At 50.2% G+C, this 26,562-nt stretch carries 23 protein-coding genes; 12 read left to right on the top strand and 11 right to left on the bottom strand.

All coding sequences use genetic code 11. From position 1 onward, the window contains the following. Window positions 1-4: 4 nt before the first annotated feature. Window positions 5-1,192 carry an ABC transporter substrate-binding protein gene (locus ACK3R5_RS12960; protein ID WP_411964481.1) on the bottom strand — a complete coding sequence of 396 codons (1,188 nt, stop codon included), beginning with the start codon at window positions 1,190-1,192 and terminating at the stop codon, window positions 5-7. 259 nt (window positions 1,193-1,451) lie between these two features. Here ACK3R5_RS12960 and ACK3R5_RS12955 point away from each other — a divergent pair, with 259 nt between their 5' ends. Next, entirely contained in the window at window positions 1,452-1,946 is a 495-nt protein-coding gene (locus tag ACK3R5_RS12955; protein WP_411967246.1) for an Lrp/AsnC family transcriptional regulator, read from the top strand. 278 nt (window positions 1,947-2,224) lie between these two features. Beyond that, the gene (locus tag ACK3R5_RS12950; protein ID WP_411967245.1) at window positions 2,225-3,724 is read left to right on the top strand and encodes an NAD(P)/FAD-dependent oxidoreductase; all 1,500 of its coding nucleotides are present in this window, start codon (window positions 2,225-2,227) and stop codon (window positions 3,722-3,724) included. Between the two features lie 69 nt (window positions 3,725-3,793). On the opposite strand, the gene ACK3R5_RS12945 is transcribed toward ACK3R5_RS12950, so the two are convergent. The 6 genes from ACK3R5_RS12945 to ACK3R5_RS12920 form a co-directional block, all read right to left on the bottom strand. Then, on the bottom strand, window positions 3,794-4,243 hold the full coding sequence (locus ACK3R5_RS12945; protein WP_411967244.1) for a hypothetical protein: 450 nt from the start codon (window positions 4,241-4,243) through the stop codon (window positions 3,794-3,796). A gap of 541 nt (window positions 4,244-4,784) precedes the next feature. Further along, window positions 4,785-5,981 carry a bifunctional sugar-1-phosphate nucleotidylyltransferase/acetyltransferase gene (glmU, locus tag ACK3R5_RS12940; protein WP_411967243.1) on the bottom strand — a complete coding sequence of 399 codons (1,197 nt, stop codon included), beginning with the start codon at window positions 5,979-5,981 and terminating at the stop codon, window positions 4,785-4,787. A 71-nt stretch (window positions 5,982-6,052) separates the two neighbouring features. Continuing rightward, window positions 6,053-6,553 (bottom strand): metal-dependent hydrolase, encoded by a 501-nt coding sequence (locus tag ACK3R5_RS12935; RefSeq protein ID WP_411967242.1) that lies wholly within the window; start codon window positions 6,551-6,553, stop codon window positions 6,053-6,055. Further along, on the bottom strand, window positions 6,546-7,079 hold the full coding sequence (locus tag ACK3R5_RS12930; RefSeq protein ID WP_411967241.1) for a hypothetical protein: 534 nt from the start codon (window positions 7,077-7,079) through the stop codon (window positions 6,546-6,548). The genes ACK3R5_RS12935 and ACK3R5_RS12930 overlap by 8 nt, the downstream gene beginning before the upstream one ends. Window positions 7,080-7,150: 71 nt before the next feature. Further along, window positions 7,151-8,950 carry a glutamine--fructose-6-phosphate transaminase (isomerizing) gene (gene glmS, locus ACK3R5_RS12925; RefSeq protein WP_411967239.1) on the bottom strand — a complete coding sequence of 600 codons (1,800 nt, stop codon included), beginning with the start codon at window positions 8,948-8,950 and terminating at the stop codon, window positions 7,151-7,153. Between the two features lie 176 nt (window positions 8,951-9,126). After that, window positions 9,127-10,290 carry a sugar phosphate nucleotidyltransferase gene (locus ACK3R5_RS12920; RefSeq protein ID WP_411967238.1) on the bottom strand — a complete coding sequence of 388 codons (1,164 nt, stop codon included), beginning with the start codon at window positions 10,288-10,290 and terminating at the stop codon, window positions 9,127-9,129. A gap of 263 nt (window positions 10,291-10,553) precedes the next feature. On the opposite strand from ACK3R5_RS12920, the gene ACK3R5_RS12915 reads away from it, so the two are divergent. From ACK3R5_RS12915 to ACK3R5_RS12870, 10 genes are all read left to right on the top strand, one after another. Continuing rightward, entirely contained in the window at window positions 10,554-11,141 is a 588-nt protein-coding gene (locus ACK3R5_RS12915; RefSeq protein WP_411967237.1) for a DapH/DapD/GlmU-related protein, read from the top strand. Further along, the gene (locus ACK3R5_RS12910) at window positions 11,138-12,214 is read left to right on the top strand and encodes a DegT/DnrJ/EryC1/StrS family aminotransferase (RefSeq protein WP_411967236.1); all 1,077 of its coding nucleotides are present in this window, start codon (window positions 11,138-11,140) and stop codon (window positions 12,212-12,214) included. Before ACK3R5_RS12915 ends, ACK3R5_RS12910 begins: the two co-directional genes overlap by 4 nt. After that, on the top strand, window positions 12,207-13,193 hold the full coding sequence (locus ACK3R5_RS12905; protein ID WP_411967235.1) for a Gfo/Idh/MocA family oxidoreductase: 987 nt from the start codon (window positions 12,207-12,209) through the stop codon (window positions 13,191-13,193). The genes ACK3R5_RS12910 and ACK3R5_RS12905 overlap by 8 nt, the downstream gene beginning before the upstream one ends. After that, window positions 13,190-14,563: a nucleotide sugar dehydrogenase gene (locus tag ACK3R5_RS12900; protein ID WP_411967234.1), complete on the top strand. Its 1,374-nt coding sequence runs from the start codon at window positions 13,190-13,192 to the stop codon at window positions 14,561-14,563. Before ACK3R5_RS12905 ends, ACK3R5_RS12900 begins: the two co-directional genes overlap by 4 nt. After that, a complete protein-coding gene (locus ACK3R5_RS12895; protein ID WP_411967233.1) occupies window positions 14,556-15,599 on the top strand; it encodes a glycosyltransferase family 2 protein in 1,044 nt (347 codons plus the stop codon). The genes ACK3R5_RS12900 and ACK3R5_RS12895 overlap by 8 nt, the downstream gene beginning before the upstream one ends. Continuing rightward, a complete protein-coding gene (locus tag ACK3R5_RS12890) occupies window positions 15,596-16,651 on the top strand; it encodes a DUF354 domain-containing protein (RefSeq protein ID WP_411967232.1) in 1,056 nt (351 codons plus the stop codon). Before ACK3R5_RS12895 ends, ACK3R5_RS12890 begins: the two co-directional genes overlap by 4 nt. Beyond that, window positions 16,648-17,271, top strand: coding sequence for a PIG-L deacetylase family protein (locus ACK3R5_RS12885; protein ID WP_411967231.1), 624 nt, complete (start codon window positions 16,648-16,650; stop codon window positions 17,269-17,271). Before ACK3R5_RS12890 ends, ACK3R5_RS12885 begins: the two co-directional genes overlap by 4 nt. Further along, entirely contained in the window at window positions 17,268-18,338 is a 1,071-nt protein-coding gene (locus tag ACK3R5_RS12880) for an ATP-grasp domain-containing protein (RefSeq protein WP_411967230.1), read from the top strand. The genes ACK3R5_RS12885 and ACK3R5_RS12880 overlap by 4 nt, the downstream gene beginning before the upstream one ends. Continuing rightward, entirely contained in the window at window positions 18,335-18,949 is a 615-nt protein-coding gene (locus tag ACK3R5_RS12875) for a PHP domain-containing protein (protein ID WP_411967229.1), read from the top strand. Before ACK3R5_RS12880 ends, ACK3R5_RS12875 begins: the two co-directional genes overlap by 4 nt. Before the next feature lie 205 nt (window positions 18,950-19,154). Beyond that, window positions 19,155-20,996, top strand: coding sequence for a hypothetical protein (locus ACK3R5_RS12870; RefSeq protein WP_411967228.1), 1,842 nt, complete (start codon window positions 19,155-19,157; stop codon window positions 20,994-20,996). Window positions 20,997-21,010: 14 nt separating this feature from the next. On the opposite strand, the gene ACK3R5_RS12865 is transcribed toward ACK3R5_RS12870, so the two are convergent. From ACK3R5_RS12865 to ACK3R5_RS12850, 4 genes are all read right to left on the bottom strand, one after another. Next, window positions 21,011-22,870 carry a hypothetical protein gene (locus ACK3R5_RS12865; protein ID WP_411967227.1) on the bottom strand — a complete coding sequence of 620 codons (1,860 nt, stop codon included), beginning with the start codon at window positions 22,868-22,870 and terminating at the stop codon, window positions 21,011-21,013. A gap of 140 nt (window positions 22,871-23,010) precedes the next feature. Beyond that, window positions 23,011-24,489, bottom strand: a complete 1,479-nt coding sequence (locus ACK3R5_RS12860; protein ID WP_411967226.1) for an oligosaccharide flippase family protein — start codon at window positions 24,487-24,489, stop codon at window positions 23,011-23,013. Continuing rightward, window positions 24,486-25,913 carry a sulfatase-like hydrolase/transferase gene (locus ACK3R5_RS12855; RefSeq protein WP_411967225.1) on the bottom strand — a complete coding sequence of 476 codons (1,428 nt, stop codon included), beginning with the start codon at window positions 25,911-25,913 and terminating at the stop codon, window positions 24,486-24,488. Before ACK3R5_RS12855 ends, ACK3R5_RS12860 begins: the two co-directional genes overlap by 4 nt. A gap of 299 nt (window positions 25,914-26,212) precedes the next feature. Beyond that, the gene (locus ACK3R5_RS12850) at window positions 26,213-26,464 is read right to left on the bottom strand and encodes a hypothetical protein (RefSeq protein WP_411967224.1); all 252 of its coding nucleotides are present in this window, start codon (window positions 26,462-26,464) and stop codon (window positions 26,213-26,215) included. Window positions 26,465-26,562: the final 98 nt, after the last annotated feature.

Here is a 26,562-nt window from a genome sequence, read left to right as displayed (position 1 = left end):
GGAGTTAACTCGCCTTGACCGCCGTCCAGATCTCGTCGTACTTCTTCCGGACCTCTTCTTCGACTGGTTCCCCGAAGATGAGTCGGTCCTTCCACTCCTGGGGCCACTGGTAGAACTCCAGTTGTTCCTCGGTCATCTCGCCGGATTCCAGTTCCTTCGAGTATATCTCTTTGAGGTTCTCCTGCTTGACCGGAGGCAGGTAGCCCATCTTGGTCAGCATGTGCCGCGACTGCTCCGGGCGCATCGCCCAGTCGACGAAGTACAGACTCGCCATCGGATGGGGCGCGCCTTTCGGAATGATGATGTCGTCGACGTTGAACAGCGTTCCCTCCTTGGGGACGGTCATGTTGATCGGTGCCTGATTGTCGAAGCGAGCCATGAAGGTCTGGCCGTCGAGGAGCGGGCCCACGACCACGTCTTCGTTGACGAACATCCCTCTCGCCTGGTTGTACTCGCTCCAGTACGTCTTCAGCAGGGGCTTTTGTTGCTTCAGCGCCTCCTCGATGTCGTCGAAGTCACTCGGGTTGAACGGGTCCTGACCGGTGTGCCACGCGGCAATCTGACAGCTGATCGTCGGGGCGTCCCACATGAAGATGTTCCCTGCGTACTCGTCGTCCCAGAGGACGCTCCACGATTCTGGCGGACTGTCGAACACCTCTTCGTTGTACGTCAGCGACGGGAAGATACTCACCGCCTGTGGCATCGCGTAGATATCTCCATCCTTGGATTTGTACTCCCGAGTACTCTCTTTGATGTACTCGGGGACGGCCTTCCACGACTCCATCATGTCGACGGGGAGTGGCTCGATGTGGTCGTTGTCCATCGACCGCTTGGTCCACGTCGTCGTGGCTCCCACGTTGTCGATTTTGTGGTTGCCGGACTCGAACTTGGAGTAGAACTCGCTGGCGCTCGAGTACGACGTCGTGTTCGTCTTGACGCCCGTCTCACTGTTGAACTCCTTCGTCACCCAGTCCCGCCACGTGAAGTACCAGTTCCACACGTTGACCGTGTCGGCGTAATCACTGGGTGGAATCTGCTCTGCGTCCATCGGTCTCTGGCCACCTCCACCGCCACCGAGGCACCCTGCGAAACCAGCGGCGGCCGCCGAAGCCGTCGCCGCTTTCAAAAACTGCCGTCGACTTGGCTGCAACGCCTGATGTCCAAAGAGGCCATCGTCACCATGTCCTGTCATAACACACCCCTTGCGTTTGTAATAACCCATAATAAAGGTTTCCCGCATGCACACAATTCCAACCATCTTCATTAAAAATTGGAATAATATCAAGGGCGCCGTCATCGTCCCTCGATATCTGATATTCGTCGTCTGGCGATTCTCTGTCGCCGCTCCGTTCTCTATCCTCGGGTGTTTTTTCGGACGAACAGAGACTCAGGTGGTCACCACTCGTCGGTGCCGAGAAGATTTTGACGGTGGAGTTCGATAGTGCGTATCTATGGTCGACGTGGACCTCGACGACACCGATTTCGAGATTCTTCGCTGGCTCGAAAACGATGCTGACACCGACGTCGAGGAGTTGAGCGAGGAACTCGGTCTCGGAACGTCGGCGATTTACTATCGGATAGAGCGGTACCGCGACCAGGGTATCGTCACCAGCACTCACCGGCAGATAAACCGGGACGAATTGGGGCTCAGCCTGACCGTCGTCAGCGAAGTCGAAAGTGAGTACGGACCCGGACACGACGAAATCGGCGACGAACTCCGTGACATCTCCGGCGTCCAGACGGCGTATTTCATGCTCGGCGAACGGTCGTACATCCTCGTCGCCCACCTCCGTGGCCACGACCACCTCCAGAAGTACATCGACGAGATGATTCACACCGACGGCGTCTCGCATTCGGCGACGCACGTCGTCCTCGAGACGTTCAAAGACGAACCCCGACTCCTCACCAACTACGACGACGAGGACCTGGAACCGCTCGAATCGTGAGTCCAGTCTGCATCGGCCGATTGACGTCACGTGGTGATGGGCGCTGGCAGTCCCAAGACGAACGCTCCTGTGTCGAACGACTCCGACTGGTTAGTTTTGAGTCCCGGGCCGCGCAGGATGGTTTCGCCTGGAGTGGTCCGTGCACCCGACTCGAGTCTTGGTAGCCGATTCCACGATGCCGAAGTGGGCCGAGCACACGGTGACGCGTTTCCACCACACGAACGTCTGAGCGGATTGAGTGAATCTAAAGTAGGTCCGGGTTTATCCTTCCGAGTATCGTGCCCGTTTCCGAATCATACGAAATCGTCGTTGTTGGAGGTGGCGTAGCGGGCTGTTTTGCGGCTGCGACCGCTGCCGACCAGGGTGCTTCCGTCGTGCAACTCGAACGAAAATCTGCTGCGGAAGCAGGGCACATCGCCTGCGGCGACGCGATGAAGGCCCCGACCGACCCGAAAAAGTATCCCGGTCCCATCGACATGAGCGCTCTCGCAGCGGACGAGGACGTGCTCATCGACGGGAATATCGACCAGATCGAGTGGTGGGACGAGGACATCGACGTGAAGAAAGTCCTGCCCTACGAGGGTCATAGTAACGTCGTCGACCGCTACGAGTTCGGGCAACGTCTGCTCGAACAGACGGCGGCCTGCGGAGTCGACCAGCACTTCGACACCGTCGTCAACGGCGTTCTCCAGGGTGCACAAGTCGAGGGAGTGCGGGCTGTCAGAGACGGCGAACCCGTCGAATACAGTGCCGACCTCGTCATCGACGCCGGTGGGTCGCTGTCGAGCGTCATGTCCGACGTCGACTTTGCCAGTCTGGACGCAGACCCCGAGACCAGCTTCGAGAAACCCCATTTCCAGCAGTTCGGGTCTGCGTACCGTGAAGTACTTGAGACGCAGGAACCCGTCCCGTACGAAAACGCACTCGTTGGAAAACCGCTGGAGCGGATGGGGTACATCTGGTACTTCCCGCGGACGGCGACCGAAATCAACGTCGGACTGGGATTCCAGATGAACAAAGAGCCGGTCGAACTCGTCGACAGGCTGAAAAAAGATATCCAGGGGCGGCCGGAGTTCGACGGTGCAGGCTTCGACACGGTCAACGGCAAGGCCAACAAACTGGGTGCCGCGCTCGCCCTTCGACGGCCACTGGACTCGATGGTCGCACCCGGGTATATCACGGTCGGCTGTAACGCCGGCACCACTCACCCCATCTCGGGGAAGGGTATCAGAGGGGCCGCCGTCACCGGCTATTCGGCCGGAAAACACGGCGCTGAAGCGATTCGAGACGACGACGATGGCTTCATCTCGGAAGCAGACCTCTGGGCTCACAACCACTACGTGTACGTCGAGCACGGTCTCGGGACGCGCGTCGCGATCAAGGACCCCTACAACATCGCGGCATCGCACGTCGGGATGGAGAACGTCCGTGCGCTGGTCGCCCTCCTACCCGAGGATGCGATTGCGGATGTGGTCTCCTCGGAAGGCAACTCGCTGGGCGTTCGGAACGCCATGAGCCTCGCAAGCGGCGTGGTGCAAAACGCGCTGGCGCTGGTCAGTGACGGCCGGTTCGACCGACTCGACACCACGAAGCGAGACGTGGGTCGGACGCTCCTCGACTTCGTCCGGGCGCAGCGATACGCCACGAAGTACGAACGAGTCTACAACGATTATCCCGCGACTCGCGACGACTTCTTCGAGTGGCGCGACGCTCGGGACGCGTTGGACGACGGATTCAACGACGCCCTCGGCATTCCCGCCGGTCAGCGCAAATACTAGTCGGTCAGGGTCCCCGACCCTCCGTCTGATGACGTGTCACTACCCCGTGTCTCGACTCTCTCAGAGACCTCACTTCGAGTAAAACTTGATCGTGACGGGCGTGGTCGCGTACCGACCCATCACTTGCCCCAGTTCGACGTCAGTCGGGACGTGGGTCTCGATTTCGTTCAGTTTGAAGTCGTACCAGTGGACTTCGAAGTCGAAGTCGCTGTACGTCGGCGCTGTTCGAACCTCTGCATAGGCCGCCTCAGTATCGCTCTCGAGACGGACCACTGCGTCGGTGTCGGGGGTTCGAATGGGCTCTAGTTTGGGCTCGGTTACGTAGTACACCTTCGCCTTGCCGGCGTGTTGGTGCTGGATGTAGTCGTGTTCGGCGGCGACGGTCTCGACGTTGTCGAGGACTGCTTGCCTCGACAGCGGCACTCGATTCGTGATATCCTCCACCGTGGCGAACTGGGTGTCCTCACAGATCGCTCGGATGGCGACCTCGATTTTCTGTTGGTCGTCGGTGAGTGCCATGTTTGGTGGTGTCGCCGCTACCCGTTATCTGTTGTTGCAGCGTTCGGGGTTCGGTGAGGGAGTCGAATCGGGTTTGTCGAGGCTTCGGGACTCCGATTTCCCGTCGAAGCGACATCACTGCCGAGAGACGAGGTAACGTCGTGTGCCGTCGCCTCCGGAATATGTCGCGGAGTTGTACTCTTGCTCTGCGGCCAATCATGTTGCCAATTGCGCACATCGCTGGCGAATCGAGCCACGACGGAATTTGTATTCGTAGAATTATCACTTTTACAGTATTCAAATAAATCCGATACGTAGTGTGTACTTCGAGAGGGTACGAACGAAGACCGAATTCGGGAACTACGTGAACAGTAGAAAGAAGACCGAACGTACGAATCAGCCGACGGCGAGGCGAGTTGGGTGTTAGACGCTCTCGTGGGCGCGGTCGAACACGAATCGTTCTGACCGACTCCGACGACGTGATGGCACGGTGTAGCCAGTGGGGCGGTACGCTGGCGTTCGAAGAGCTAACGCAGCGAACCAGGCGTCGTTAATTCTGGAGTTACGGGTCGCGCAGTACCGTTTCTCCGGGCTTCGTCCGCACGCCCGACTCGAGTTTCACACCTGCGTTGAGACTACTTTGAATCCCTGTGTTCACACCGTCTCCACAGACGACGCCGAACTTTCGACGTCCGGTCGAGGTGAGCTCGCCTTTTACTGATATTCTGATAGGTTCGTCGTCGTGTCGGAGATTCGCAACAGTTGTCGACGCACCAAAGTTCACGTCGCGGCCGAGGACGCTGTCGCCCACGTACGAGAGGTGGCCCACTGTTGCGCCTTCCATGAGCACGCTGTTCTTGACTTCGACGCCGTGGCCCACTTTGGCGTCTTCAGCGACGAGTGTGTTCCCCCGGACGAAGGCGTTCGGGCCGACAGTCGCGCCGCTCCGAATGAGTGCTGGACCTTCGATGACGACGCCTGCATCGACAGTTGCGCCTTCTTCGACGACGACGTCGCCGCGGATATCGGCGTCTTCGTGGACGTCGCCTCGGATGTCACGAGTTAGGTCGCCGACTTTCCACTCGTTTGCTTCGAGGAGTTCCCACGGGCGGCCGACGTCCAGCCATTGTTGGAAGGGGACGGCGGTGACTGTGTTTTCGTTGCACGCGCGTTCGAGGACGTCCGTGAGTTCGAGTTCGCCGCGTTCGCTCTCGCCCACGTCGAGCCAGGTTTGGGCTTCTGCAGGGAAGACGTACGCACCCGTGTTGATGAGATTCGATGGCGGGTCAGCGGGCTTTTCGACGACTCCTGTAACACGGGTATCGTTGTTAGACTCCTCAGTGTAGAGGACGCCATATTGGGTTGGGTCATCGACGCGGTACGACCCGACTGCCGGTGCTGACTCGTAGAGGCGTGTGAGAGAGGCTTCGTCGTAGAGCGCGTCGCCATTGAGGACGGCGAACGGTCCGGGGTCGAGGTGTGGTTCAGCAGCACGGACGGCGTCGGCAGTCCCACGTTGTTCGGTCTGTTCTGCGTACTCGATAGGGACGCCAGCGTATTCGTCGCCGAAGTACTCGCGGACGGCCTTTGATTCGTAGCCAACGACGACGATAAGTTTCGAGGCACCGGCCTCGACGGCGGTTGTGGCGGTGTGTGCGGCGAGTGGTTTGTCTGCGACCGGGAGCATCGGTTTCGCTCTATTGTCTGTGAGCGGTCGCATCCGGGTTCCCTGTCCAGCAGCGAGCAGGACTGTTTGCATGTGCGGGTGTTTTGCAATCGGGTAGAAAATAGATGTGGAGTTCGGTTGATTTCTCGTACGTCGTGGTCGAATCAGGTGTCTCGGGTGGACCGCAGATACCGAGTCACACCGAAGACGACCAGTGCACCGATTCCCAGTACGACCGAAGGCCAGATATCCGTACTCAGGTATAGGCCCGGAGTCGGTGGATAGAGTCGACTGAAGGGCCACAGAAGGGGGTACGACACCCCCGTGGGGTTCAATAAGAACGCATCTGCAATTAGATGCGAAGCAGCACCGAGTGCGAGGAGGAGAAAGACTCGAAGTCGTTCTTTCGAGTGGACAAGGAGAACACCGATGAGTATCGAGCAGATGACTGCGCCGGTCGTGTGCAGGCCGAACCAATCGAATGGAACTCCCAGTACCTGTTCAACCCGAGCATCGGAGAGAATCAATTCCCCTTTCGCAAGATCAGGGATGAACGCCCCAGCCATCGCAACCGTCACGTAGGGGCGAGTGATCCACTCGTAGCGCCAGGAAGCAATCGTGGCAAGGCTGTAGGCCAATAGGGCGTGCGAGAGCAGGTCAGGCATCTCGGTCCTCCGTGGTACGGTTTCGGATGTGTAGGTCACCCAGTGTGAGTGGAGTGGCCCGCGGGACGAGCGTCCACGTCTCCCAGTCGAGCCGCCACGTACGGACCAGTCTCCCGAGTACCCACAGGCCAGCGAGGAAGGAGACGACGTACATGTAGAGATAGTTCGACGCGGGAATCGTGTACGCGTTCAGCGCCTGGATGGTGTGGTTCGGCTCGACGACGCCGAAGACTGCGAGTCTGTCTCCCTCTTGGGCGTCGATAGATGTGCCTGTCACACGGAGTTGAATCTGACTCCTGTCTCCGTATTCTGTGGCGATAGTGAGCGGCTCTGTACTGATAACTGTCCCCGTGAAACTGACCTCTTTCCCAATCCACGAATCGTACTCTGTACCCAACTGGTCTTCGTCTGGGTATGCACCGACTTCGGATGCAGGTCCAAGAGAGCCAAACCAGATCATGAGACCCAGCAGACACCCCAGTAAGACCACGATTCCAACGAGGCGTCGGACTGGTGTGTCTGGCATTGGACTCCACTACCGGAGTCAATGGAATAAGCGTTCCCGAAACGGCTCCAACCGGCAGCGACCGTGGACTATTATTCGACTGTCACGGACTTCGCGAGATTGCGAGGTTTGTCGATGGGACGTTCCATCTCGTTCGCGACGTGGTAGGCGAACAGTTGCATCGCGACGTTCGAGACGAGTGGTCCAAGCCGGCCGAGGTTTGGAACGTCGATCGAGTGGTCACAGAAAGACGCATCTTCGCTCGTCGAAGAGAGACAGATTACAGGCGCGCCACGAGACTCGACTTCTTTGACGTTGTTGAACGTCTCGTCCGGCGACGCACTCTCGTTCAAGAATGCGAGGACTGGCGTGTTTTCCGTGACCAGCGCCAGGGGACCGTGCTTGAGTTCACCTGCTGCGAAGCCCTCTGCGTGGGCGTAGGAAATCTCCTTGAGCTTCAGTGCGCTTTCGAGTGCGACGGGCTGTGCAAGCCCCCGCCCGATGAAGAAGAACGCGTCACTGTCGACGTAGCGCTCTGCGAGTCGCTCGATCTGTGGCTCGGCGTCGAGAACGGACTGGACAGCGTTCGGGAGTTTACGGATGTTCTCGAGGATGTCCGCGCCTTCGTCTGCAGAGAGTGTTCCGCGAAGGCGGCCGATGTACGTCGCGAACAGTGCGAGTGCAGTCACCTGTGAGACGAAGGTCTTGGTGGCTGCCACGCCGATTTCGGGGCCGGCTTTGATGAACAACGAGTCGTCGACTTCGCGGGTGATGGTGCTTCCGACCGTGTTCGTCACGGCGAGTGTCGTCATGCCCGGTGCCTTGGCACGGCGGATTGCAGAGAGGGTGTCTGCTGTCTCCCCACTCTGGGTGACTGCTACGACGAGGGTGTTCTGGGTATCGTAGCCGTCGTACACCTCGTACTCGCTCGCGAGGTCGACACGGACGGTGACGTCGACGAGAGGCTCGATGAGCTCCTTCGCGTACAGACCAGCGTGGTACGACGTTCCGCAGGCGACGATCTGGATGTTGTCGATCGATTCGAGGAACTCGTCGTCGAGGTCGATATCGAGTGATGCCTTCCCGGAGAGTTCGTCGATGCGACCGGAGATTGCCTGCCGAAGTGCGTGCGGCTGTTCGTGAATCTCCTTGTGCATGTAGTGGTCGTGACCTGCTTTCCCGGCTGCCGATGCATCCCAGTCAACGGTCTGTATTTCGCGCTCGACGCGTTTGCCGTCGTTGAAGATGGTGATGCCGTCTTCACTGAGATGGGCGACGTCTCCGTCTTCGAGGTAGGACACCTGACGAGTGTACTCGACGAATGCCGTGACGTCACTACCGAGGTACATCCCATCGTCGCCGTGGCCGATGACGAGTGGGCTGTCCTGACGTGCGGCGACGATGCCGTCGTGGTCGACGTGAGTTGCCGCGATGGCGAAGCTACCTTCGAGGTGGTCGAGGACGCGAGTGACCGCTGCGCGAAGGTCTGCGCCGCGTGCGATTTCGTTTTCGATGAGGTGTGGAATGACCTCTGTGTCTGTCTCGCTCTCGAAGATGTGGCCTGCGAGTTCTTCCTTTAGCTCGGTGTAGTTCGAGATGATGCCGTTGTGGACGACAGCGACGTCCCCACGGCAGTCTGTGTGGGGATGAGCGTTCTCGTCGGTCGGCTCGCCGTGTGTCGACCACCGCGTATGGCCGATTCCGTGTGTCGCGTCCACGTCACGTGGAATGGTCAAGCCGTCGATAGTCCCCTCTTGTTTGTGTACGTCGACCTGGTCGCCCACGAGGGCGATGCCTGCCGAGTCGTACCCGCGGTATTCTAGATTCTTCAATCCCGTCGAGAGAATCGACGCACTCTCCCCCTCTCCGATGTACCCTGTAATTCCGCACATAGTGTCTTAGATCCCTGCTGGTCGCTGGTCCTACTGGCGGCTGCCAACGGACTACTGATAATTGTGTTTTCGAATCTGACTATTTAGTGTTAATGGAACAACTAATCCATCGCTGAATATACATTTAGGAAGTATAAACAGATAGATAGAACAAGCATATCTCTGTTATACCTGTTTCACCCACGGAAGACGTGAGCGCCACTCGGGATTCGGCTATCGAGTGTCGACCCGCTTTCGACGGTCACGTCGTTTCCGACGATGGTTCCTGGTTCGACGGTCACGTTCCCACCCAGTGTCGCGTTGTCTCCGATGAGACCGCCGAATTTCACGTCGGTGTACAGTTCGTCGTCGACGTGGACGTCGGTTCTGCCGCCTTCGATGGAGTTCAGTGGACCGACTTCGGAGCCGGAACCGACGATGCAGTCGGAGATGACAGCTCCTGGTTTGACGACTGTATCTTCGAGGATGACCGAGTTGGTGACGACAGCATTCGCACAGATGGTGACGTTGTCTCCGATGACCGTGTCGTGGAAGACGCGCGCGCCAGGTTGGATGCGAGAATGGTCACCCACGACGACTGGTCCGCCGAGGGTTGCATCTTCGTGTACGATAGCTGAGTCTGCGACTGCCGAACCACTGTGGGCTAAAATTCCACTGTTGACCGAAAGGAGGTCCCACGGCCGAGAGAGTTCGAGCCACATGCCATCGTAGTGGACCGCGTTGAGTGTGTGGTCTTGGATGTATTCTCTCAGTGTGTCGGTGAGTCTGAGCTCACCGTAGTGGTCTGTTTGGCGGATCGCAGAGAAGATTTCTGGGCCGAACGCGTAGACGCCCGCATTGACGAGATTCGATGTGACCTCGTGTGGTTCGGGTTTCTCTTGGATGTCCACGACTGTTTCGTCGTCTACTGTGACTGCCCCGTACGCTGTTGGGTCGTTGACCTCGGTAATTGCCATGCACGCCTCGTTCGTCGACTGGTGGCAAAGGATGAGTTCCTTGAGGAGTTCTGGTTCGACGATTCGGTCGCCGTTGATTACGAGGCAGTCACCCCCGACCGTGTGTTCCGCTTCGAGGAGTGCGTCTCCCGTTCCTCGGGGATTGTTTTGGACGACGTATTCGAGTTCGACTCCCCAGTCGTCACCGTTCTGGAAGTGATTCTGGATGCGTTCGCGTTTGTGGCCAACGACGAGGACGATTTCGTCGATTCCGGCTGACCTGATTGAGCCGACAATATGCTCTAACAGAGGCTTGTCACCGATTGGGAGCATCCCTTTTGGTCTAGTTTGTGTGAGCGGGTGGAGTCGAGTTCCGTCCCCCGCCGCGAGGACGATAGCCTTCATTTTCGTGTTCCTCTTGCCTGGGAAGACACAGTCAGTTCCGAATTTCTCCGCTGAACTGTTCTGAACTCCGTTGATGATACCACGTTACTCTGACTTGCCAGTTGTATCATCATGTATTTTTACACGTCCAGTTGACAGTTACGCGAACGTAATTCGATTAGCGGTGATGTCTGAACGAGACGATATCCTTTTTACAGATGATGAATAGGTTCGACATAACGTGAACCGTTCTAGAATCAAGAAATTCAACACTACGTAACAGGATGGGGAGTTCAGTTTCTCTGGGGGAAGGGTGTGACATCGCGGCAGGCGCGACAGTTGGCCATGAGTACGGTTCGGATACTCAACCCCCCGTTATTGGTGATGAAGCAACGATTCGCGCAGGCACGATTGTGTACGACGACGTCGCAATCGGCAACCGGTTCAACACCGGACACAACGCTGTCATTCGAGAGCTCACAGAGATCGGAGACGATGTCTTGGTCGGAACGAATACCGTGATTGACGGTCGAACCTCGATCGGATCCGGTGTGAGTTTACAGACGGGTGTGTATATCCCATCCCACACGACAATCGGGGATGACGTGTTCATCGGCCCTCACGCCGTCCTCACAAACGATCCATTACCAATACGGGAAGCGGTCGACCTCGTCGGACCAACAATCGAAGACCATGTCTCGATTGGTGGTAACGCGACGATCCTTCCTGATGTCACGATTGGAAAAGGATCGTTCGTCGCCGCTGGGGCAGTCGTGACTAAAGATGTTCCACCGAATACCCTCGCAATCGGTGTGCCTGCAGTGCACAAACAACTGCCTCCTGAGTTAGACTCTCCCAACCAAATTCGATGATTCCAATTGCAAACCCCGAGATGGGACAAGCCGAAAAGGACCGTGTTATCGAGGTGATGGACAGTGGGATGCTCGCTGATGGTCCCGAAGTCCGTGCTTTCGAAGATGAGTTCGCGTCTTACTGCGGCACCGAGCACGCTGTCGCAACGTCGAACGGGACCACTGCACTCCATGCTGCTCTAAAAGCAGTTGGGGTTGGGGCAGGGGACCGAGTTCTCACAACACCGTTTTCATTTATCGCCACAGCGAACGCGATTCGCCTCACGGGGGCAGAGCCTGTCTTTGCAGACATTGATGCTGCAACGTATAATCTCGATCAAGAAGTTGTCGAGCGGACCCTCCGTAAACAAGGAGGCGAAATAGATGCCATTCTGTCCGTTCACCTCTACGGTCTTCCATGCGACCTACCGCGGTTGTCTGAACTAGCCTCAGAGTACGACATCCCGCTCATCGAAGACGCTGCTCAAGCACACGGTGCGACGTTCGCTGGTGACAAGGTCGGGTCGTTCGGCGATGCAGCCTGTTTCTCGTTCTATCCGACGAAAAATATGACCACCGGGGAGGGTGGTATGATTACGACCGACAGCGATGAAATCGCGGAGAGGGCTCAACGCTTCATCAATCACGGCCGTACAGCAAAGTACGGACATTCCGAGGTTGGCCACAACTTCCGCATGACCAGTATGAGTGCGGCAATCGGCCGTGTGCAACTTGAGCGACTCCCTGAATATATTACGGCCCGTCGAGCAAACGCTGAGACACTTACAAACGGGCTGTCGTCTACGTCCCTTACGCTACCCTTCGAGCCGGAAGACCGAACCCACGTCTATCACCAGTATACGGTCCGAACTGAAGATCGGGATCACCTCAAGTCGTATCTTGCAGACCACGATGTTGGCTCAGGTGTCTACTATCCCACCTGTATGCACAAACAACCGGTCTACGACGATATCGACCACGACGCACCGGTCGGTGAACAGGTTGCAAGTGAGGTTCTGTCACTCCCCGTTCATCCCACACTCTCCGAAGGTGACCTCGACCACATCATCGAGGTGATTCAACAGTATGAGTAATAGCGATACACCACTCGACGTCGGCGTAATCGGTGTCGGTTCGATGGGCCGGCATCACGCGCGTGTGTACAGCGAACTTCCTAGTGCCAATCTCGTTGGCGTCTCCGACGTCGACACCGAGCAAGCACAGGAAGTAGCACAGAAGCACGGAACGACAGCACTCGAGATGGACGACTTACTTGACCGGGTCGACGCCGTCTCTGTCGTCGTTCCAACGCAGTATCATCTCGACACAGCAAAGCAGTGTCTGTCTGCAGGTGTCGCTCCCTTGATCGAAAAGCCAGTCGTGGAGAACCAGCGGCAGGGTGAGGAGCTACTCTCGCTTCGAGAAACGGTTGGGCTTCCGGTCCAGGTTGGTCATATCGAACGCTTCAATCCGGCAATCCAGGCACTGACCGACGTACTATCCGGGTTGAACGTCTTAAGTATCAAAACCGAACGCCTCGGCCCACCACCAGGACGAGAAATCGACGACAGCGCTGTCCTAGATCTGATGATTCACGACCTGGACATCGTCCTCTCACTTGTCGATAGTGACGTGGTTGAAGTTCACAGCGCTGGTGTGCGAGAGAATCGCCACGCGACCGCCACGCTTCAGTTCGAATCGGGTACTATCGCGAACCTGACTGCAAGCCGGCTCACTCAGCGAAAAGTCAGAAAGCTGGTGGTAACTGCTGAAGAGTGTCTCGTCGAAGTCGACTATATGGACCAATCTATCGAGATTCATCGACGGTCGGTCCCGGAATACATTGAGAAAAATGGGGATATCAAATTCCGTCACGAGAGCATCGTCGAACGGCCAACGGTCAGCAAAGGCGAACCGCTGAAGAATGAACTGGAGTCATTCGTGAGTACGGTGGTGAACGGAACGGAACCAGTCGTTACGGTTGAAGATGGACTCAACGCGCTGGACCTCGCGCAGGCCATTGACGAAGAAGATGCGCTCGGACGCAAGAAAATAACCAATCCAATACAATGAGCACGAAATTAGTTGACCACCTGTACGGTTCTTCCCGGTCCGAAGCAGCGCAACGAGAAGCGCTCACCAATGCGGAGATCCCGATTGCCGTGTATGGTCTTGGGAAGATGGGTCTCCCCCTCGCTTCTGTCTACGCTGAGACTACTGGAGACGTCATTGGGGCAGATATCGACCCGGGTGTCGTCGAGACCATTAACAGCGGGGAGTGCCACGTGAAACGCGAACCGGGACTCGATTCCCTCGTTTCGCAACTCGTCGCTGATGGGTCACTCACAGCAACGACGGATCCACGAGACGCAGCATCACGAGCGAGTGTGCACGTGGTAATCGTCCCAACACCGATTACCGACAAACACGAACCAGACCTTGCGATTCTTGATGCAGTCGTTGAGGATATCGCAACTGGATTGTCAAAAGGAGACCTCGTCATCATCGAATGTACGGTCCCACCACAGACCACAGCACGACGAGTCCGCTCCACACTTGAATCGGAATCCGGCCTCCAACTCGGTGAGTTTGGTCTCGCATTCTGTCCGGAGCGGACGTCCAGTGGACGAGCGCTGGAAGATATTCGAGGTGCCTATCCGAAAGTCGTCGGGGGTGTCGACGACGAAAGCACGCGTGCTGCTACCCTCATTTACGAAGAGATCAATTCACAAGGCGTGCTTCCAGTGTCCGATGCAACGACCGCAGAGGCTGTGAAAGTCTTCGAAGGCCTGTACCGCGATGTCAATATCGCGCTCGCAAACGAACTCGCGACGATGACCGACGAGCTTGGCATCGATGTCAACGAAGCCATCGAGGTTGCGAATACGCAACCTTTCTGTAATATTCACGACCCGGGGCCGGGTGTTGGTGGCCACTGTATTCCGTTCTATCCGTATTTCGTCATCGAACCGTTCGAGACGGACACACCGCTCCTTGAGACGGCACGTGCTGTGAACGACTCGATGCCACAGTTCACTATCGACAAGCTTCGAGAAGAGTTCGACGCTGAGGGACTGGCGTTCGAAGACGCGTCGGTTCTCCTGCTTGGACTCACCTACCGCCCAGGTGTCGAGGAGATTCGGGCGTCTCCTGCATTGGATATCGCTGGTATCGGCTCGGAGTGGGGCGCGGACATGTACGGTGTGGACCCGATGCTAGACGATACGTCTGAATTCGACCTCACACAACTGGACCTCGACGATATCTACGACCAGTCGTTCGATGCTGTCGTGATGGTGACGCACCACGACGAGTTCGACGACATTCAGTGGGGCGACGTTTCGCGTTCAAAAGGACAGATGATTGTAATCGATGGCCGCGATACACTCGACCTTGGCGCGAGTGACCACCGCGTCTACACCATCGGAGGTGGATATGTATAGAGAACATACGATCGGTGTCGTCGTCCCCGCGTACAACGAAGAGGGGTTCGTGGGGGAAGTCATCGACACGATGCCGGAATACGTCGACCGAATGTACGTCATCGACGACTGTTCGACCGACGGCACGTGGGATGAAATCCACGAGTACGCCGCGAAAGTCAACGGCCAGGTCGGTGACGAAGAGACGTTTAGATTCCGTGAGGATTCGGTTGAAGCACTGACTGATGGCGGGGCTGCTTTCGACAACCGGGTTGTGCCGATTCAACACGACGAGAACCGCGGTGTCGGTGGCGCGCTCAAGACTGGGTATCTACGTTCTCTCGAAGACGAGATGGACATAACCGCCGTTATGGGTGGCGACGGGCAGATGGACCCGGATATTCTGGACCGGTTCTTAGACCCGATTGTGGAGGACGACGCGGACTACACGAAGGGGAATCGGTTGCTGTACAAGGACTACCGTGAGGGCATGTCGAAGTGGCGGTTCTTCGGGAATTCGATTCTGACATTCTTGACGAAGATTGCTAGTGGGTACTGGAAGATGATGGACCCGCAGAACGGGTACACGGCGATTTCATATTACGCACTGGACAATGTGGGAATCGAGGGAATGTACGAATACTACGGGTACTGTAACGACCTCCTCGTGAAGCTGAATGCGAAGGGCATGAAGATTGCCGACGTTGCGATGCCAGCAGTGTATGGTGACGAAGAGAGTAGTATCAACTACTCGTCGTACATTCGGAAGGTTTCGCGGATGTTGTTGAGGAACTTCTTGTGGAGGTTGAAGGTGAAGTACCTAGTATTGGATTTCCACCCACTGGCGTTGTTCTACGTGTTCGGGGCGTTGACTACACTGAGTAGCCTCGTCGGTGCCGGTTGGTCGATCTACGCGAAATTGATGTGGAACGACTCATTGTTCGTTCGTGGTTCTCTCAGTCTGATGCTATTCATGACGGGTAGTTTATTCCTGATGTTCGCAATGTTGTTCGATATGCAGGTGAACGAGGATAAGGAGGTGCAGATTCACGAATGAAGGTACTCATTACGATTCAGCACCCTGCTCATGTGCACTTCTTCAAAAACACTGTAAAGAAATTGCGTGAACAGGGTAACGAAGTTCATGTGGTTGCCCGAGAAAAAGAGATAACTACTGAGTTACTAGACGCATATGATATCCCTCATACTGTGCTTGCAGGAGAAGTGAAATCTAGTTATGACGTTATTAGAATCCAATTAAAATATGAAATAAATCTATTCAAATATGCTAGAAAAATAAAACCAGATTTGTTGACTGCGATTGGTGAACCTGGGATTACGCACGTTGCAAAACTACTTGGTACAAAATCATTATTGTTCACAGATACCGAACATACACGGTTCCAAAACTATATTTCGGTTCCTTTTGCCGATCGGATCTGTACTCCATCTTCGTATTCTAACGATTTGGGAGAGCGACATACTAGATATGATGGTTATCATGAACTGGCATACTTACATCCAAACCAATTTGAACCTGACAAAGAAAATTTGAAAAAATGTGGGGTAGACCCTGATGAGGAATATTATGTTATCCGCACAATTGGGTGGAATGCTTTCCATGATCGCGGGAAGATGGGCCTTTCTAAACACGGACTCGAAAGGATTACTGAGACTTTATCAAATCATGGCCAGGTGTATATAACAAGTGAAGTGGAATTACCAGGTAGTCTTAAAGATTACAAACTTACAGTACCATCACATTATATTCATGATTTGTTATATTATGCGGATGGTTACATCGGCGACTCAGGTACGATGGCTACAGAAGCAGCGATTCTTGGTACACCTGTGATTCGCGCAGACCCGTTTGCAGCTGGTCAAGACGGAGGAAATTTTGTTGAACTTGAAGAAAAATACAATTTGATGTTCTCAACACCTGATGAGAGGACTGCGATTGAAAAATTACCCGAACTCATCAATAATTCAGACCATTCAAAAGTTAACCGGACTAAAGAGCTTTTTGATGACAAGATTGATGTGACTGAATTTATTCTGACTCAAATAAGGTCACTAGCCAAAATGGAACCCCAGGAGAAAGTAGAATGAAGGTGTTAGTGTTAAGCCCTCATACAGATGATAGTGAACTTGGGGCTGGTGGAACAGTAAGTCGTCTCAAAAGAGAAGGCCATGAAATATTTTATGTTGCTTTTTCCTCATGCGACGAGTCCCTCCCTTCGTCTAAACAGGGAATGTTAAAAAAAGAATTTGAACAGGTTATGGAACTGGTAGACCCAACTGAATATTACCTTCTAGATTATACTGTACGTCGCTTCAATGAACGTCGACAAGACGTCTTAGATGATCTGATAATGATTCGAAATGAGATACAGCCTGATATCGTTATTGGACCTTCTCTTGATGATTTTCACCAGGATCATATTGTTGTGGCAAATGAGATGATACGCGCGTTCAAGACTGTCTCAAGTATAATCACATATGAATTGCCCTGGAATCATGTGAACTTTGAGACTGAAATGTTTTATAAACTGACGGAAAGTGATATCAGCCGGAAAATTGAACAGTTGTCTATGTATGAAAGCCAGATAGAAGAGAAGAACCGTCTGTACTTTAGAGACGAGTATATTAGTGGATTAGCATCGGTCCGTGGCGTACAGTGCAATTCCCACTATGCTGAAGCATTTAGTGTAGTTCGGTGGTCCCAATGAATGGCATCACTGTGCTTATCACGGGTTGTGGTGCACCGGGCACAATTGGGACAATTTGGTCGCTTAATCAAAATAAGGATAACAGGAGTATTCGAACTATTGGAACTGATGTTAGAGATGAGCAACCAGGTCGGTTTGTCTGTGACGAGTTTCATAAAGTTCCTCCTGCGGACAGTCCCAATTTCGTTGATGAATTATTGAGCATCTGTGATTCTGAAGATGTTGACGTGGTTCTTCCGCAGGTTACTGCTGAGCTCCAGCACCTTTCTGAGTCCCGTGATAGGTTTGCAAGTGTTGGTACTGAAATTGCCATTTCTAATAAACAGTCAGTTGAACAAGCAAATAGTAAAAAACGCCTTACAGACCTTTGTGGCCAACTTGGCATTCCAAGTCCAGATAATCAAATAGTTCGCACTTGGTCTCAATTAAGGAAGGCCGCAAGTAGCCTTGGGTATCCGGAGAACCCAGTTGTAGTTAAACCTCCAATCTCTAATGGGCAACGTGGGTTCAGAATAATTACTGAAGATATGGAGAACCAGCACAGATTCTATGAAAAGAAGCCTGATGGAACTAAGATATCAATGCAGCAGTTACATGCTGTACTAGGTGACTCTTTTCCTGAGTTGCTAGTAATGGAATATCTTCCCGGTGAAGAGTTGTCTGTTGATGTATTTCGGAATGAAGACCAAACGGTACCCATTCCTCGTTCGCGTGACCGAGTCAGATCAGGAATCAGTTTCCAAACGACAATCAAAAGAGATACCGAAATTATTAGCTATGTTCAGGACTTATCTGAGGAGATCGATCTGCAATACGTATTTGGTTTCCAATTTAAACGAAGAGAAGATGGCACCCCAGTTATTCTTGAATGCAATCCCCGAATTCAGGGGACAATGGTTGCTAGTACAGTTGCAGGTTCAAATTTAATCTATGCTGCAGTAAAAGAGGCAATTGGTGAGACACAACTTGAATTTGGAACAAATTGGGGCTCAAAGTTCTACCGGTACTGGGGAGGTATTGGAAAGAATAGGGGGCATCCGTTCGACAATATTGGTGAGATTGAATGAAACGATGGCACAAGTATGAGCAATACCTCCTAAGTGGACTCTGGCATGTTCACACTGATTTGACTGATGGATCAGAGACAATTACTGATCTGGTCGAGTTTGCAAGCAATAACAACTATCCATTGATTGGATTTACAGAACACATTCGTCGCTCACCGACTTACGATTTTCAGGAGTTTTATCAAAAGGCGAAGAACGTAGCATGTGAATCTGATTTGAAGTGTGTGGTAGGATGTGAAGCAAAGGTTCTGAACCAACAGGGAGAGCTAGACATTTCTAATCAGGATTTGGGCTTGTCTGATATTGTTTATGCAGCATACCACGGAACACCATTTTCAAAATCGGAATATCTTGATAGTGTCTATTCTATGTTGGAGAACCCACGAGTTGATGTTTGGGCACATCCCTTGGTTTATCCCTCAAAGTCTGGATTTAGTATTTCGAATGAGGTTCTATCTGACCTTTTTTCCTATGCCAAGCGTAATAATGTTTTAATTGAGAAAAACTTACGGTATTGCTTGCCCAGGACATTCTCAGAGACAGTACATGAGAATTTTGACATATTGGGCTATGATGTACATCAATTAAACGAGCTCGGTCATAAGATATGATTTGTCATCCACAAAACAAAATTGAAACATATATAACCCGTTTACACAGTTCCGAATTTGAGGGGTACTGAATTAATACTATGGTTGTGACAGATCTACTTGGAATATAATTGTGAAAAGAGATAATAATAGTGATTCGTCAGAGACCAGCTTTGTCTATTGTTGTTAGCAGAACAATTATTCCCCAACAGTCTAATGGGTCTTCATGGGTGAATTTGTTGGCGTATACGATAACGAACTTGATGGCGAGTTTAAGTGCGAGTATCCATTCTTTGACGACTCCGAGTTTGAATCAATCCAACTTCCAAACTTCCGACTTTTATACCGAACAAACCAAGATACTGTTGACAAGTGCTTTGAATCAAACGATTATAAGGTGGTTGTATTTGGTAATATCTATGGGCATTTAAAAGACACTCAATTTGATTATCAATTTCTTTCGGATAGCCCCGCTAAGTACGTCCATGATTTGTACAATGTATATGGTGAAGATTGTATCCGTGATCTAAATGGAGAATTCATATTAATTGTATATGGTATTAACCAAGATACGTTAGAGATATTTACAGACCGACTTGGAACCCGGCCAGTCTTCTACACAGAATCCACCCAAGGTGTATTATTTTCGACTAACCCACAGGTATTCCCGTTCTTTGATACAGAAATTAAATATAACCGTGAATATCTGACTGAATTTCTTTCTTGTCGCCGTGTACTTGGGAACCGCAGCCCGCTCGAAGGAGTGTATAAGGTACCCCCAGGTTCCCTTTTAAGCAACACGCCGGATGAAGTGTCCACTCGAAGCTACTGGGACCCAAAATACAATCCAGAAGACAAACCATTTAAATACTTTCAAAACCGGTTTAACCGTGTTATTGAGTCGCTATTTGATGAACGCTTTCCTTCAGATGACAATATCGAAATAGGCTATCTATTAAGTGGCGGAAGCGATTCTCGATTAATAGGCTCTGCACTGCCAGATGATGGTATTGCGTTTCACATGAATGAATGGTTCAACACTGAAGCAAAAGTAGCAAAAGATGTAGCGAATATATTGGACCACGAATTTGTATTCCTTGAACGTGACCGCAATCATTTTTATGACTTACTAACAGAACATAATTCGATTTTCAGATATAATGGCTTCTTTCAAGGTTGCAGCTCCCTTGGTTTCTCACCAGACATTACATCTCGCTGTGATGTTCTAATTTCTGGCATGTATTCAGACATTTTCCTTAAAGGGTATCATCTCCCAAAATATTCTGTAAGATTTCCTATTGTTGGAAATATACCGCTTCCAATTTACGAGTCTTTACGTGACGAAGATGATCTTGTACAGTATATCACTAGTAAGTCGTTTTTGGACTCGGAGACGGCTGTGCCTGAATATGTCACCGACGATATTGCTCTTGGTGATATTGTTAAAGACAATTTAGACATTAGCGAATCTATCACATGCCATGGGGTTGAGTATGATAGTGCCGAGTTGCTATCTTTTTTCAATTATCCGCTTACGAATGATTACGGTGAGCCGTACTTTGTCATGGATAACTACATAACCAAAACGAATCCATTTCTTGATTATCGTATAATCGATCTCCAGTTGGAGATGCCACTCGAGTACCACCTTACCAAGGACCTTGTGAATGGTTATCTAAAGACGAAAAGAGGTGTGTCCGAAATTCGACACGCGACATCTGGAATCCCCGTAAAATACCCCTCACTACTTCACTGGCTCTCGTGGTTTCCGAATGTGTTTCTAAAGGAACTGATAAAATATCCTCGACCCCCAGAATCTCATATGACAAATATCCAGTGGACTAACCACACCGAACTAATTAGGAATTCGGAAGAATTTGAAACACTACTACATGACGCAATAAAAAAGGCTGATAGACTGAATTTCATTGATTCAGAACGTATGACCAGTATATATGAGGACCACATGAATGGTGAAGATAGAACACACGAGCTATACTCATTTATTCAGTTATTTAGCATGCCTGCAACAGATGAAATCATTAGGAACCATGGAGAGTTAATTTAGAAAAACTTTATAAACTATTTGTACATCTTTACTGAACCTGATGAGTATACGACGTTATACTTCTTGAGGCTATCCCACAGTCGACTATCTTCATATTTGTATTGTAACTTCCATTCTGGTCCCAATCTGAACTTGTCTCCATAATTGTGGATACTTAGGGGCCTTTTAGATAACTCCCCCAAGCGAATCAAGAACAAATCCTTTTCTCTTTTTTCGAGACTTTTATTTTCGTATCCCAAAATATGGTACCTGTTGCTCTGAGCGAATCGAACCGAGATATAATCTGCCATTACTTTCCCGGTGGTTACGTATTGCTCTCCCTTTGATATGGCCGTCTGCTCTTGATGTGTGACATAGTATGTATAGAAGGGTCTCTCGATAGTTGGGTTGTCTGAAGCAACAAAGTCGTTAGAGACAGAGGTAAATACGGTGCTCAAAATCAGAAGAGTAAATAAAACTTGAAAAATCCGACTTCTTTCTCCTTTTAACAATAATTGATGGATTCCAATTGCTGAGCAAAGGGAAATAAAGTAAGTCGAATACTCTCCAAATCTAACTATGTTTGAATTTGCAAGTCGATCAATTAGTAATGTTGGTCCCGGAAAAGCAAGAACAGACAGCACTAGTCCAAGGAATGCCGTGAATTTCACTTCATTAGAATACTTGTCAGTGAAACCTAGTACAACTGCAATAACCATCAAAAAGATATAAAAACTATATTGGATGTAGTTTGCAAGCTCTGTGAGCGGTAGAGATACTACCCCCTTCGGAAGCTGGTTTGGAGGGTTTGTTTCTGTGAAGATCGAGACGATTCGAGTAACCAAAGATGGTGTGGCGTACAGCCAGTACACTGCCACACAAAGAATGAATATTCCTGTCAGCAGAACGCGGTGGCTATTCACCCCGTCTTTTAATAGATACCGAATTGTGAATGCTCCAAATATCACCACCAAGAATGGAGGGGATGCAGGATGATACAATACAATTGAGCATATTAGCAATATCGCTACAGCGTACTTTTTGATATCATTAGCAAAATAGATTGCCAATAGAAGGATTGACAAAGAAATGACTGTTGACCTGGAAATTGAAGCCATTGACCTTGATAAAAAGTGAGTATTAATCGAAAGGACCGAAATTGTTAACAATGCTACAGACTCCCGGTCAGAAATCGACCGAGTTGCAATATACGCAAAAATTAGACCACCTGCAAATATCAGTCCCCCAGACATATACATGATTTTATGAGTTGGAAAAATATTCAAAATCATGTCAACCATGGCGACCAGGATATGCCATAATGGAAACTGCTCATACGCTTCTAAACTTTCTGTCACTACACCGGACGCGATTATTGATTTTGCATAGTGTGCGTGTAAAATGGGGTCTGTTCGACCAATATAATAGTTGTACTTGAGAGTCACACTATATACGAGGTTTAGATTCAATAGAATAATTTGGAGAATTATCAGTGGACCTTGATGCTGGTCGTCTGATATCTGAACTATGATCAGATACATCATCACTGATGCTATTACGAAATATCCGAGTGGACGAATACTGTAAATACTCAGTAACACTATCGATATTGAATATAGAATAATGAACACTTTGAAGTAAGTTGGGTTCCGTTTCTCAGTTATTTTATTCATGCCACCATCGGTTGATTTTGACATTTTTCTAGAGAGGATAGCACCAATAACGACAGGTAAAGCGATATATGTGCCCAGAATTGCTAAATTAGTTTGTCCTAAAATGACCGCTCCAGTAATAACAGAAATTGAAAACATTGGGCCAATATATGCGACGAAAATTGAAACAATCTCATATATGTCTTCCTCCGAACCAATTTGGCTACTCATTGGCCGTTTCATTACTCTACCTTCTCTGATGAATTCTAATAAATGTCCGGTTGGCTATGTTGAGTTCTTCACCACGACTACTGCAGATTATTGATCAGTCCTAACTTGGTTCAATGATCTGTTGCACGACATTCTCTCGAAGCAAGACCTGGCTATTGGCTAATTTTTTTCCTAAGTCCGTTGTAGATATTATAAATCGGAAGTATATCTAGTTTCACAAGAGTTAGTATATAAACGGCCATCGATGACATAATCACCGCTACCGTAGCCGCTCGACCATCTCCAGTAATACCCAACGAGTAATCACCAACAAAATATATCATTAGGGATAACATTAGTATCGTCAGTACCTCGTGGGAAACTCTATTGACTGGATCATATCCATTCCTTCGTGCAATACCGATTTGAAGTATAGGTAGTATCGCATATGTCAATGATGTGGCAACTGCAGCCCCAGTCATTCCCAGTTCTGGAATGAGGGTTATATTGAGTGCGGCATTTGTAATCATACAAATGAGAACTGAAATTATTAAAACATCCATGTTTCCACTTGACTGATTAATTGACATGAGGGGCCGGGCAAGTGCAAACCCTACTGTACCAGGTAGTAAGATTAGAGCTGGTACAACAGTTGGTCGGAATTGGCTACCGAAATACAATTCTACAAACACCGGCATCGATAGAGAAGCACCAAGCGCAATTGCGACTGTTATTATCGTGTTGTACTTGAATGTCTTTGATGCAAGCGATTCTATCTTGCCAACTCTTTCATCCCACAAATCAGAGGTAGACTGTAACATCACTCGTTGGATCGCTGTTGGTAAGACCCACAACAGGGTTGTAATGAATAGGGCAGCTTTATACTGGCCAACTTCCGTATCTGATCTGAAATATTGAAGTAAGAGTACATCTACGTGGTATAATGATGTGATGAAGAAATAATACATTACACTTTTATTATTAAATGAAGTCATCTCTGACACAGGTAGTTTGCCAGATATGCTAACAATGTTTATTTCATCAAGAATCGATGAGATTAGAATGGCTGAAATTATACCAACTATCAGACTCACTAATACTTGAGACATAAAAACGCCACTCACACCATACTTCTTCGCAAGAAAGACACTTAGAACGCCGAAACAGACACTGTATACTATCCGAATTGGTTCCGCAATTTTCTCTCTTTTCAGTCCGAGCAGTGTTCTGTTCGTAAATCCGCGTAACTGAACTGCCACACACATGAGCGATAACCAAATAAATATGGGCGCATCGAGCAATTTTGGTGTATTAATCAGATCCGATATTGATGGATAGCTGAAAAATACTACCGCAAATATGGTTGACAATACAACTGATTTTCTAAAATAGAATGAGAAAACGTCTGCTTCCCAGTCTGCTGACTCTCTAGACTCAGAAATGAATTTTCGAACTCCAGTATTGACACCGGAACTCATCAGTATCTGCACAAGTCCAAAAAGTGCCATAGCAGTTGCATATTGTCCGTAGCCGCTAGCTCCCAACACTCTGACTAGTATCGGAGTGACTACTGCAGTCACAAGATTTGTGACGATATTAGCACTAGCCACTGATGAAATCGCAGAAAAAACAGATCTCCCCGATGAGCTCATATATAGCCTAGATCTTCGAGATTACTTTTCACATTTTCATCAAAATCAGCATCTGTGTTTTTAGATGAATACCGGTCTTTATATTCGGTAATCGGCGTAGAGAATAGTGAATCATAATCACAACTTGAGTCTTGAATTTTGCTTTCTTGGCTCTGAGTACATGGTTTCGACTTGTCTAGTGAATATTTTTCAACAACCGACTGCGTATCCCAAACATACTTATCGTCATCTATGTATGCTGCTCGAATCATTCGGTTCCAGTAGTTAAACTCCTCTTCAGATAGGTCCACTACCTTTGGTTTACTTGCCGTAGCTAACAGACCAATAGATTCGCTAAGAGTTGGTCCTGAATCTATAGGTATTTTTGGTGTTGGCTCGGTTGCCAACTCCATGATTAATTCAAACAACTGCGTCTGTGAGTAGTAATCGTTAACCATACCCTCTACTGGTGAATTCACGATTTCTAAGGGGATGTGAGTGATTCCTTCTGTTAGACTATTAGTATGATGGAACTGGTAGTCATCGTCTTCAAACCCAAGATTATGTCCATGGTCCGAGGTTACGACGACAATCGTATCTTCATCAGCTGTATCAATTATATCTGAGACTAATCTATCCAAGTATTCTATGGACGCTGAATATATTTGCCGATAGTTTTCTGCATACTCATCTGGGATTTGGTCCCTGATGAGTTCCCATTTCCCGAACTCATTTGAGTGCCACGTATTTGGAACATCGTGGAGCTCTTGATCATACTGTATTAAATTTCTGTGAGGCGTATGTGCATCCATATAATTGATGAACATAAAATATGGCTCGTCAGATTGATTCATAACCTGCTTTGCATGGCTTGTTATTTTTTCACCTCCATCATCAACAAGTTCTGGTAATGGAAGTTTATGAAATAACCTTGATGTAGGAATCCATGCACTATTCATCAAACTCTTCACCCTTTTATCAGTAGTCGGCAATTCAATTAAATAATTCAATATTTTTTCATACCGTGAGTCTCCCTTAATATCATGAATCGATAATGCATCTGTAAACAGTGACTCCATAGAATGAGATCCAATCGAATAATCTGTGAATTTGTCAAAGGGATCGCCGAATCCAAATTTAGAGTTCACATATATATTTGCGCTCAACCCGAACGTATTGTATCCTAAATTGTTGAACGTCTGAACAAGACTGTTCCTTTCTAAAATGTCGCAAAATGAAAAGTTGGCACCGAATGATTCTGAATGTGCACCATGTTCACTAGGAAGTTCCCCAGTGAATATACTTGTATGACTCGGAACACTCCATGAACTTGCTCCCCGGTGTTGCTCAAACGACAAATTCGATTTGTTTTTAATCCTACTCGCATATTTGTCGAAATAATCCTTCCTCACTGTATCTAAGACTATCAAAACCACATTCTTCATGCGTTATCGCCAGTTTCAAACGAAGATTGATAAACATGTCTATGCAATTGAGCGAGTCATATGAGAGAACCGATACTGCCATGAGGACGTACGAAAGCACAGGAGGTCCTCGGCTTCGAGCCGAATATAGTATCAAAGAGGGTCTCACACGGTACCTCGGTAAAGTGGGCGCTGTAAAGACCTGAAATAGGCCTGTCTGCATGGTCAACCGCGGGCTGCGTTGAGAGGGCCCGTATTGCATTGCTGGGGGTTCGTGTGAGTGCGACGAACACCGACACTCCCCGTCGTACACCACCCCTTCAGCGCAACATACGACGTGGCGTCGTGTACAACTGGACCTCGTCCGCAAGGATTCGTTCGATTGTCTCTTCGCTAACCGTAAAGATGTCTGCCATGTCCTCCCAGAACGGCGATTGCACTCTCCGTGAGAATCGTCTCGAAGACGACACGGGAGTAAAGGACAGTGGGACGTTCGCCCTGTCGAAGCAGAGGTTCTTCCCGACGGGGTTCTTCTGCAGAACATCTTCGTACTCGTACCCGCGCATGGTCATCTATGGTAGGTTCCCATCTTCTCCGAGTAGAATTCCACTATCCATCGACTACTGTCTTCTCAGTTTCGCGGCCTAGTGATACGTTCTGGCACTGAATT

The organism is Haloferax sp. YSSS75, from assembly GCF_046764215.1.
GTDB lineage: Archaea > Halobacteriota > Halobacteria > Halobacteriales > Haloferacaceae > Haloferax.
Note: the sequence above shows the minus strand (reverse complement) of the source record. Positions and strands in the feature narration are given on the sequence as shown.

Bases quoted from the DNA above. Each gene is read 5' to 3' on its own strand.
- ACK3R5_RS12960 (WP_411964481.1), bottom strand. From the start codon at position 1,192: ATGACAGGACATGGTGACGATGGCCTCTTTGGACATCAGGCGTTGCAG.
- ACK3R5_RS12955 (WP_411967246.1), top strand. From the start codon at position 1,452: ATGGTCGACGTGGACCTCGACGACACCGATTTCGAGATTCTTCGCTGG.
- ACK3R5_RS12945 (WP_411967244.1), bottom strand. From the start codon at position 4,243: ATGGCACTCACCGACGACCAACAGAAAATCGAGGTCGCCATCCGAGCG.
- glmU (WP_411967243.1), bottom strand. From the start codon at position 5,981: ATGCAAACAGTCCTGCTCGCTGCTGGACAGGGAACCCGGATGCGACCG.
- ACK3R5_RS12935 (WP_411967242.1), bottom strand. From the start codon at position 6,553: ATGCCTGACCTGCTCTCGCACGCCCTATTGGCCTACAGCCTTGCCACG.
- ACK3R5_RS12930 (WP_411967241.1), bottom strand. From the start codon at position 7,079: ATGCCAGACACACCAGTCCGACGCCTCGTTGGAATCGTGGTCTTACTG.
- glmS (WP_411967239.1), bottom strand. From the start codon at position 8,950: ATGTGCGGAATTACAGGGTACATCGGAGAGGGGGAGAGTGCGTCGATT.
- ACK3R5_RS12920 (WP_411967238.1), bottom strand. From the start codon at position 10,290: ATGAAGGCTATCGTCCTCGCGGCGGGGGACGGAACTCGACTCCACCCG.
- ACK3R5_RS12915 (WP_411967237.1), top strand. From the start codon at position 10,554: ATGGGGAGTTCAGTTTCTCTGGGGGAAGGGTGTGACATCGCGGCAGGC.
- ACK3R5_RS12910 (WP_411967236.1), top strand. From the start codon at position 11,138: ATGATTCCAATTGCAAACCCCGAGATGGGACAAGCCGAAAAGGACCGT.
- ACK3R5_RS12905 (WP_411967235.1), top strand. From the start codon at position 12,207: ATGAGTAATAGCGATACACCACTCGACGTCGGCGTAATCGGTGTCGGT.
- ACK3R5_RS12900 (WP_411967234.1), top strand. From the start codon at position 13,190: ATGAGCACGAAATTAGTTGACCACCTGTACGGTTCTTCCCGGTCCGAA.
- ACK3R5_RS12895 (WP_411967233.1), top strand. From the start codon at position 14,556: ATGTATAGAGAACATACGATCGGTGTCGTCGTCCCCGCGTACAACGAA.
- ACK3R5_RS12890 (WP_411967232.1), top strand. From the start codon at position 15,596: ATGAAGGTACTCATTACGATTCAGCACCCTGCTCATGTGCACTTCTTC.
- ACK3R5_RS12885 (WP_411967231.1), top strand. From the start codon at position 16,648: ATGAAGGTGTTAGTGTTAAGCCCTCATACAGATGATAGTGAACTTGGG.
- ACK3R5_RS12880 (WP_411967230.1), top strand. From the start codon at position 17,268: ATGAATGGCATCACTGTGCTTATCACGGGTTGTGGTGCACCGGGCACA.
- ACK3R5_RS12875 (WP_411967229.1), top strand. From the start codon at position 18,335: ATGAAACGATGGCACAAGTATGAGCAATACCTCCTAAGTGGACTCTGG.
- ACK3R5_RS12870 (WP_411967228.1), top strand. From the start codon at position 19,155: ATGGGTGAATTTGTTGGCGTATACGATAACGAACTTGATGGCGAGTTT.
- ACK3R5_RS12865 (WP_411967227.1), bottom strand. From the start codon at position 22,870: ATGAAACGGCCAATGAGTAGCCAAATTGGTTCGGAGGAAGACATATAT.
- ACK3R5_RS12860 (WP_411967226.1), bottom strand. From the start codon at position 24,489: ATGAGCTCATCGGGGAGATCTGTTTTTTCTGCGATTTCATCAGTGGCT.
- ACK3R5_RS12855 (WP_411967225.1), bottom strand. From the start codon at position 25,913: ATGAAGAATGTGGTTTTGATAGTCTTAGATACAGTGAGGAAGGATTAT.
- ACK3R5_RS12850 (WP_411967224.1), bottom strand. From the start codon at position 26,464: ATGACCATGCGCGGGTACGAGTACGAAGATGTTCTGCAGAAGAACCCC.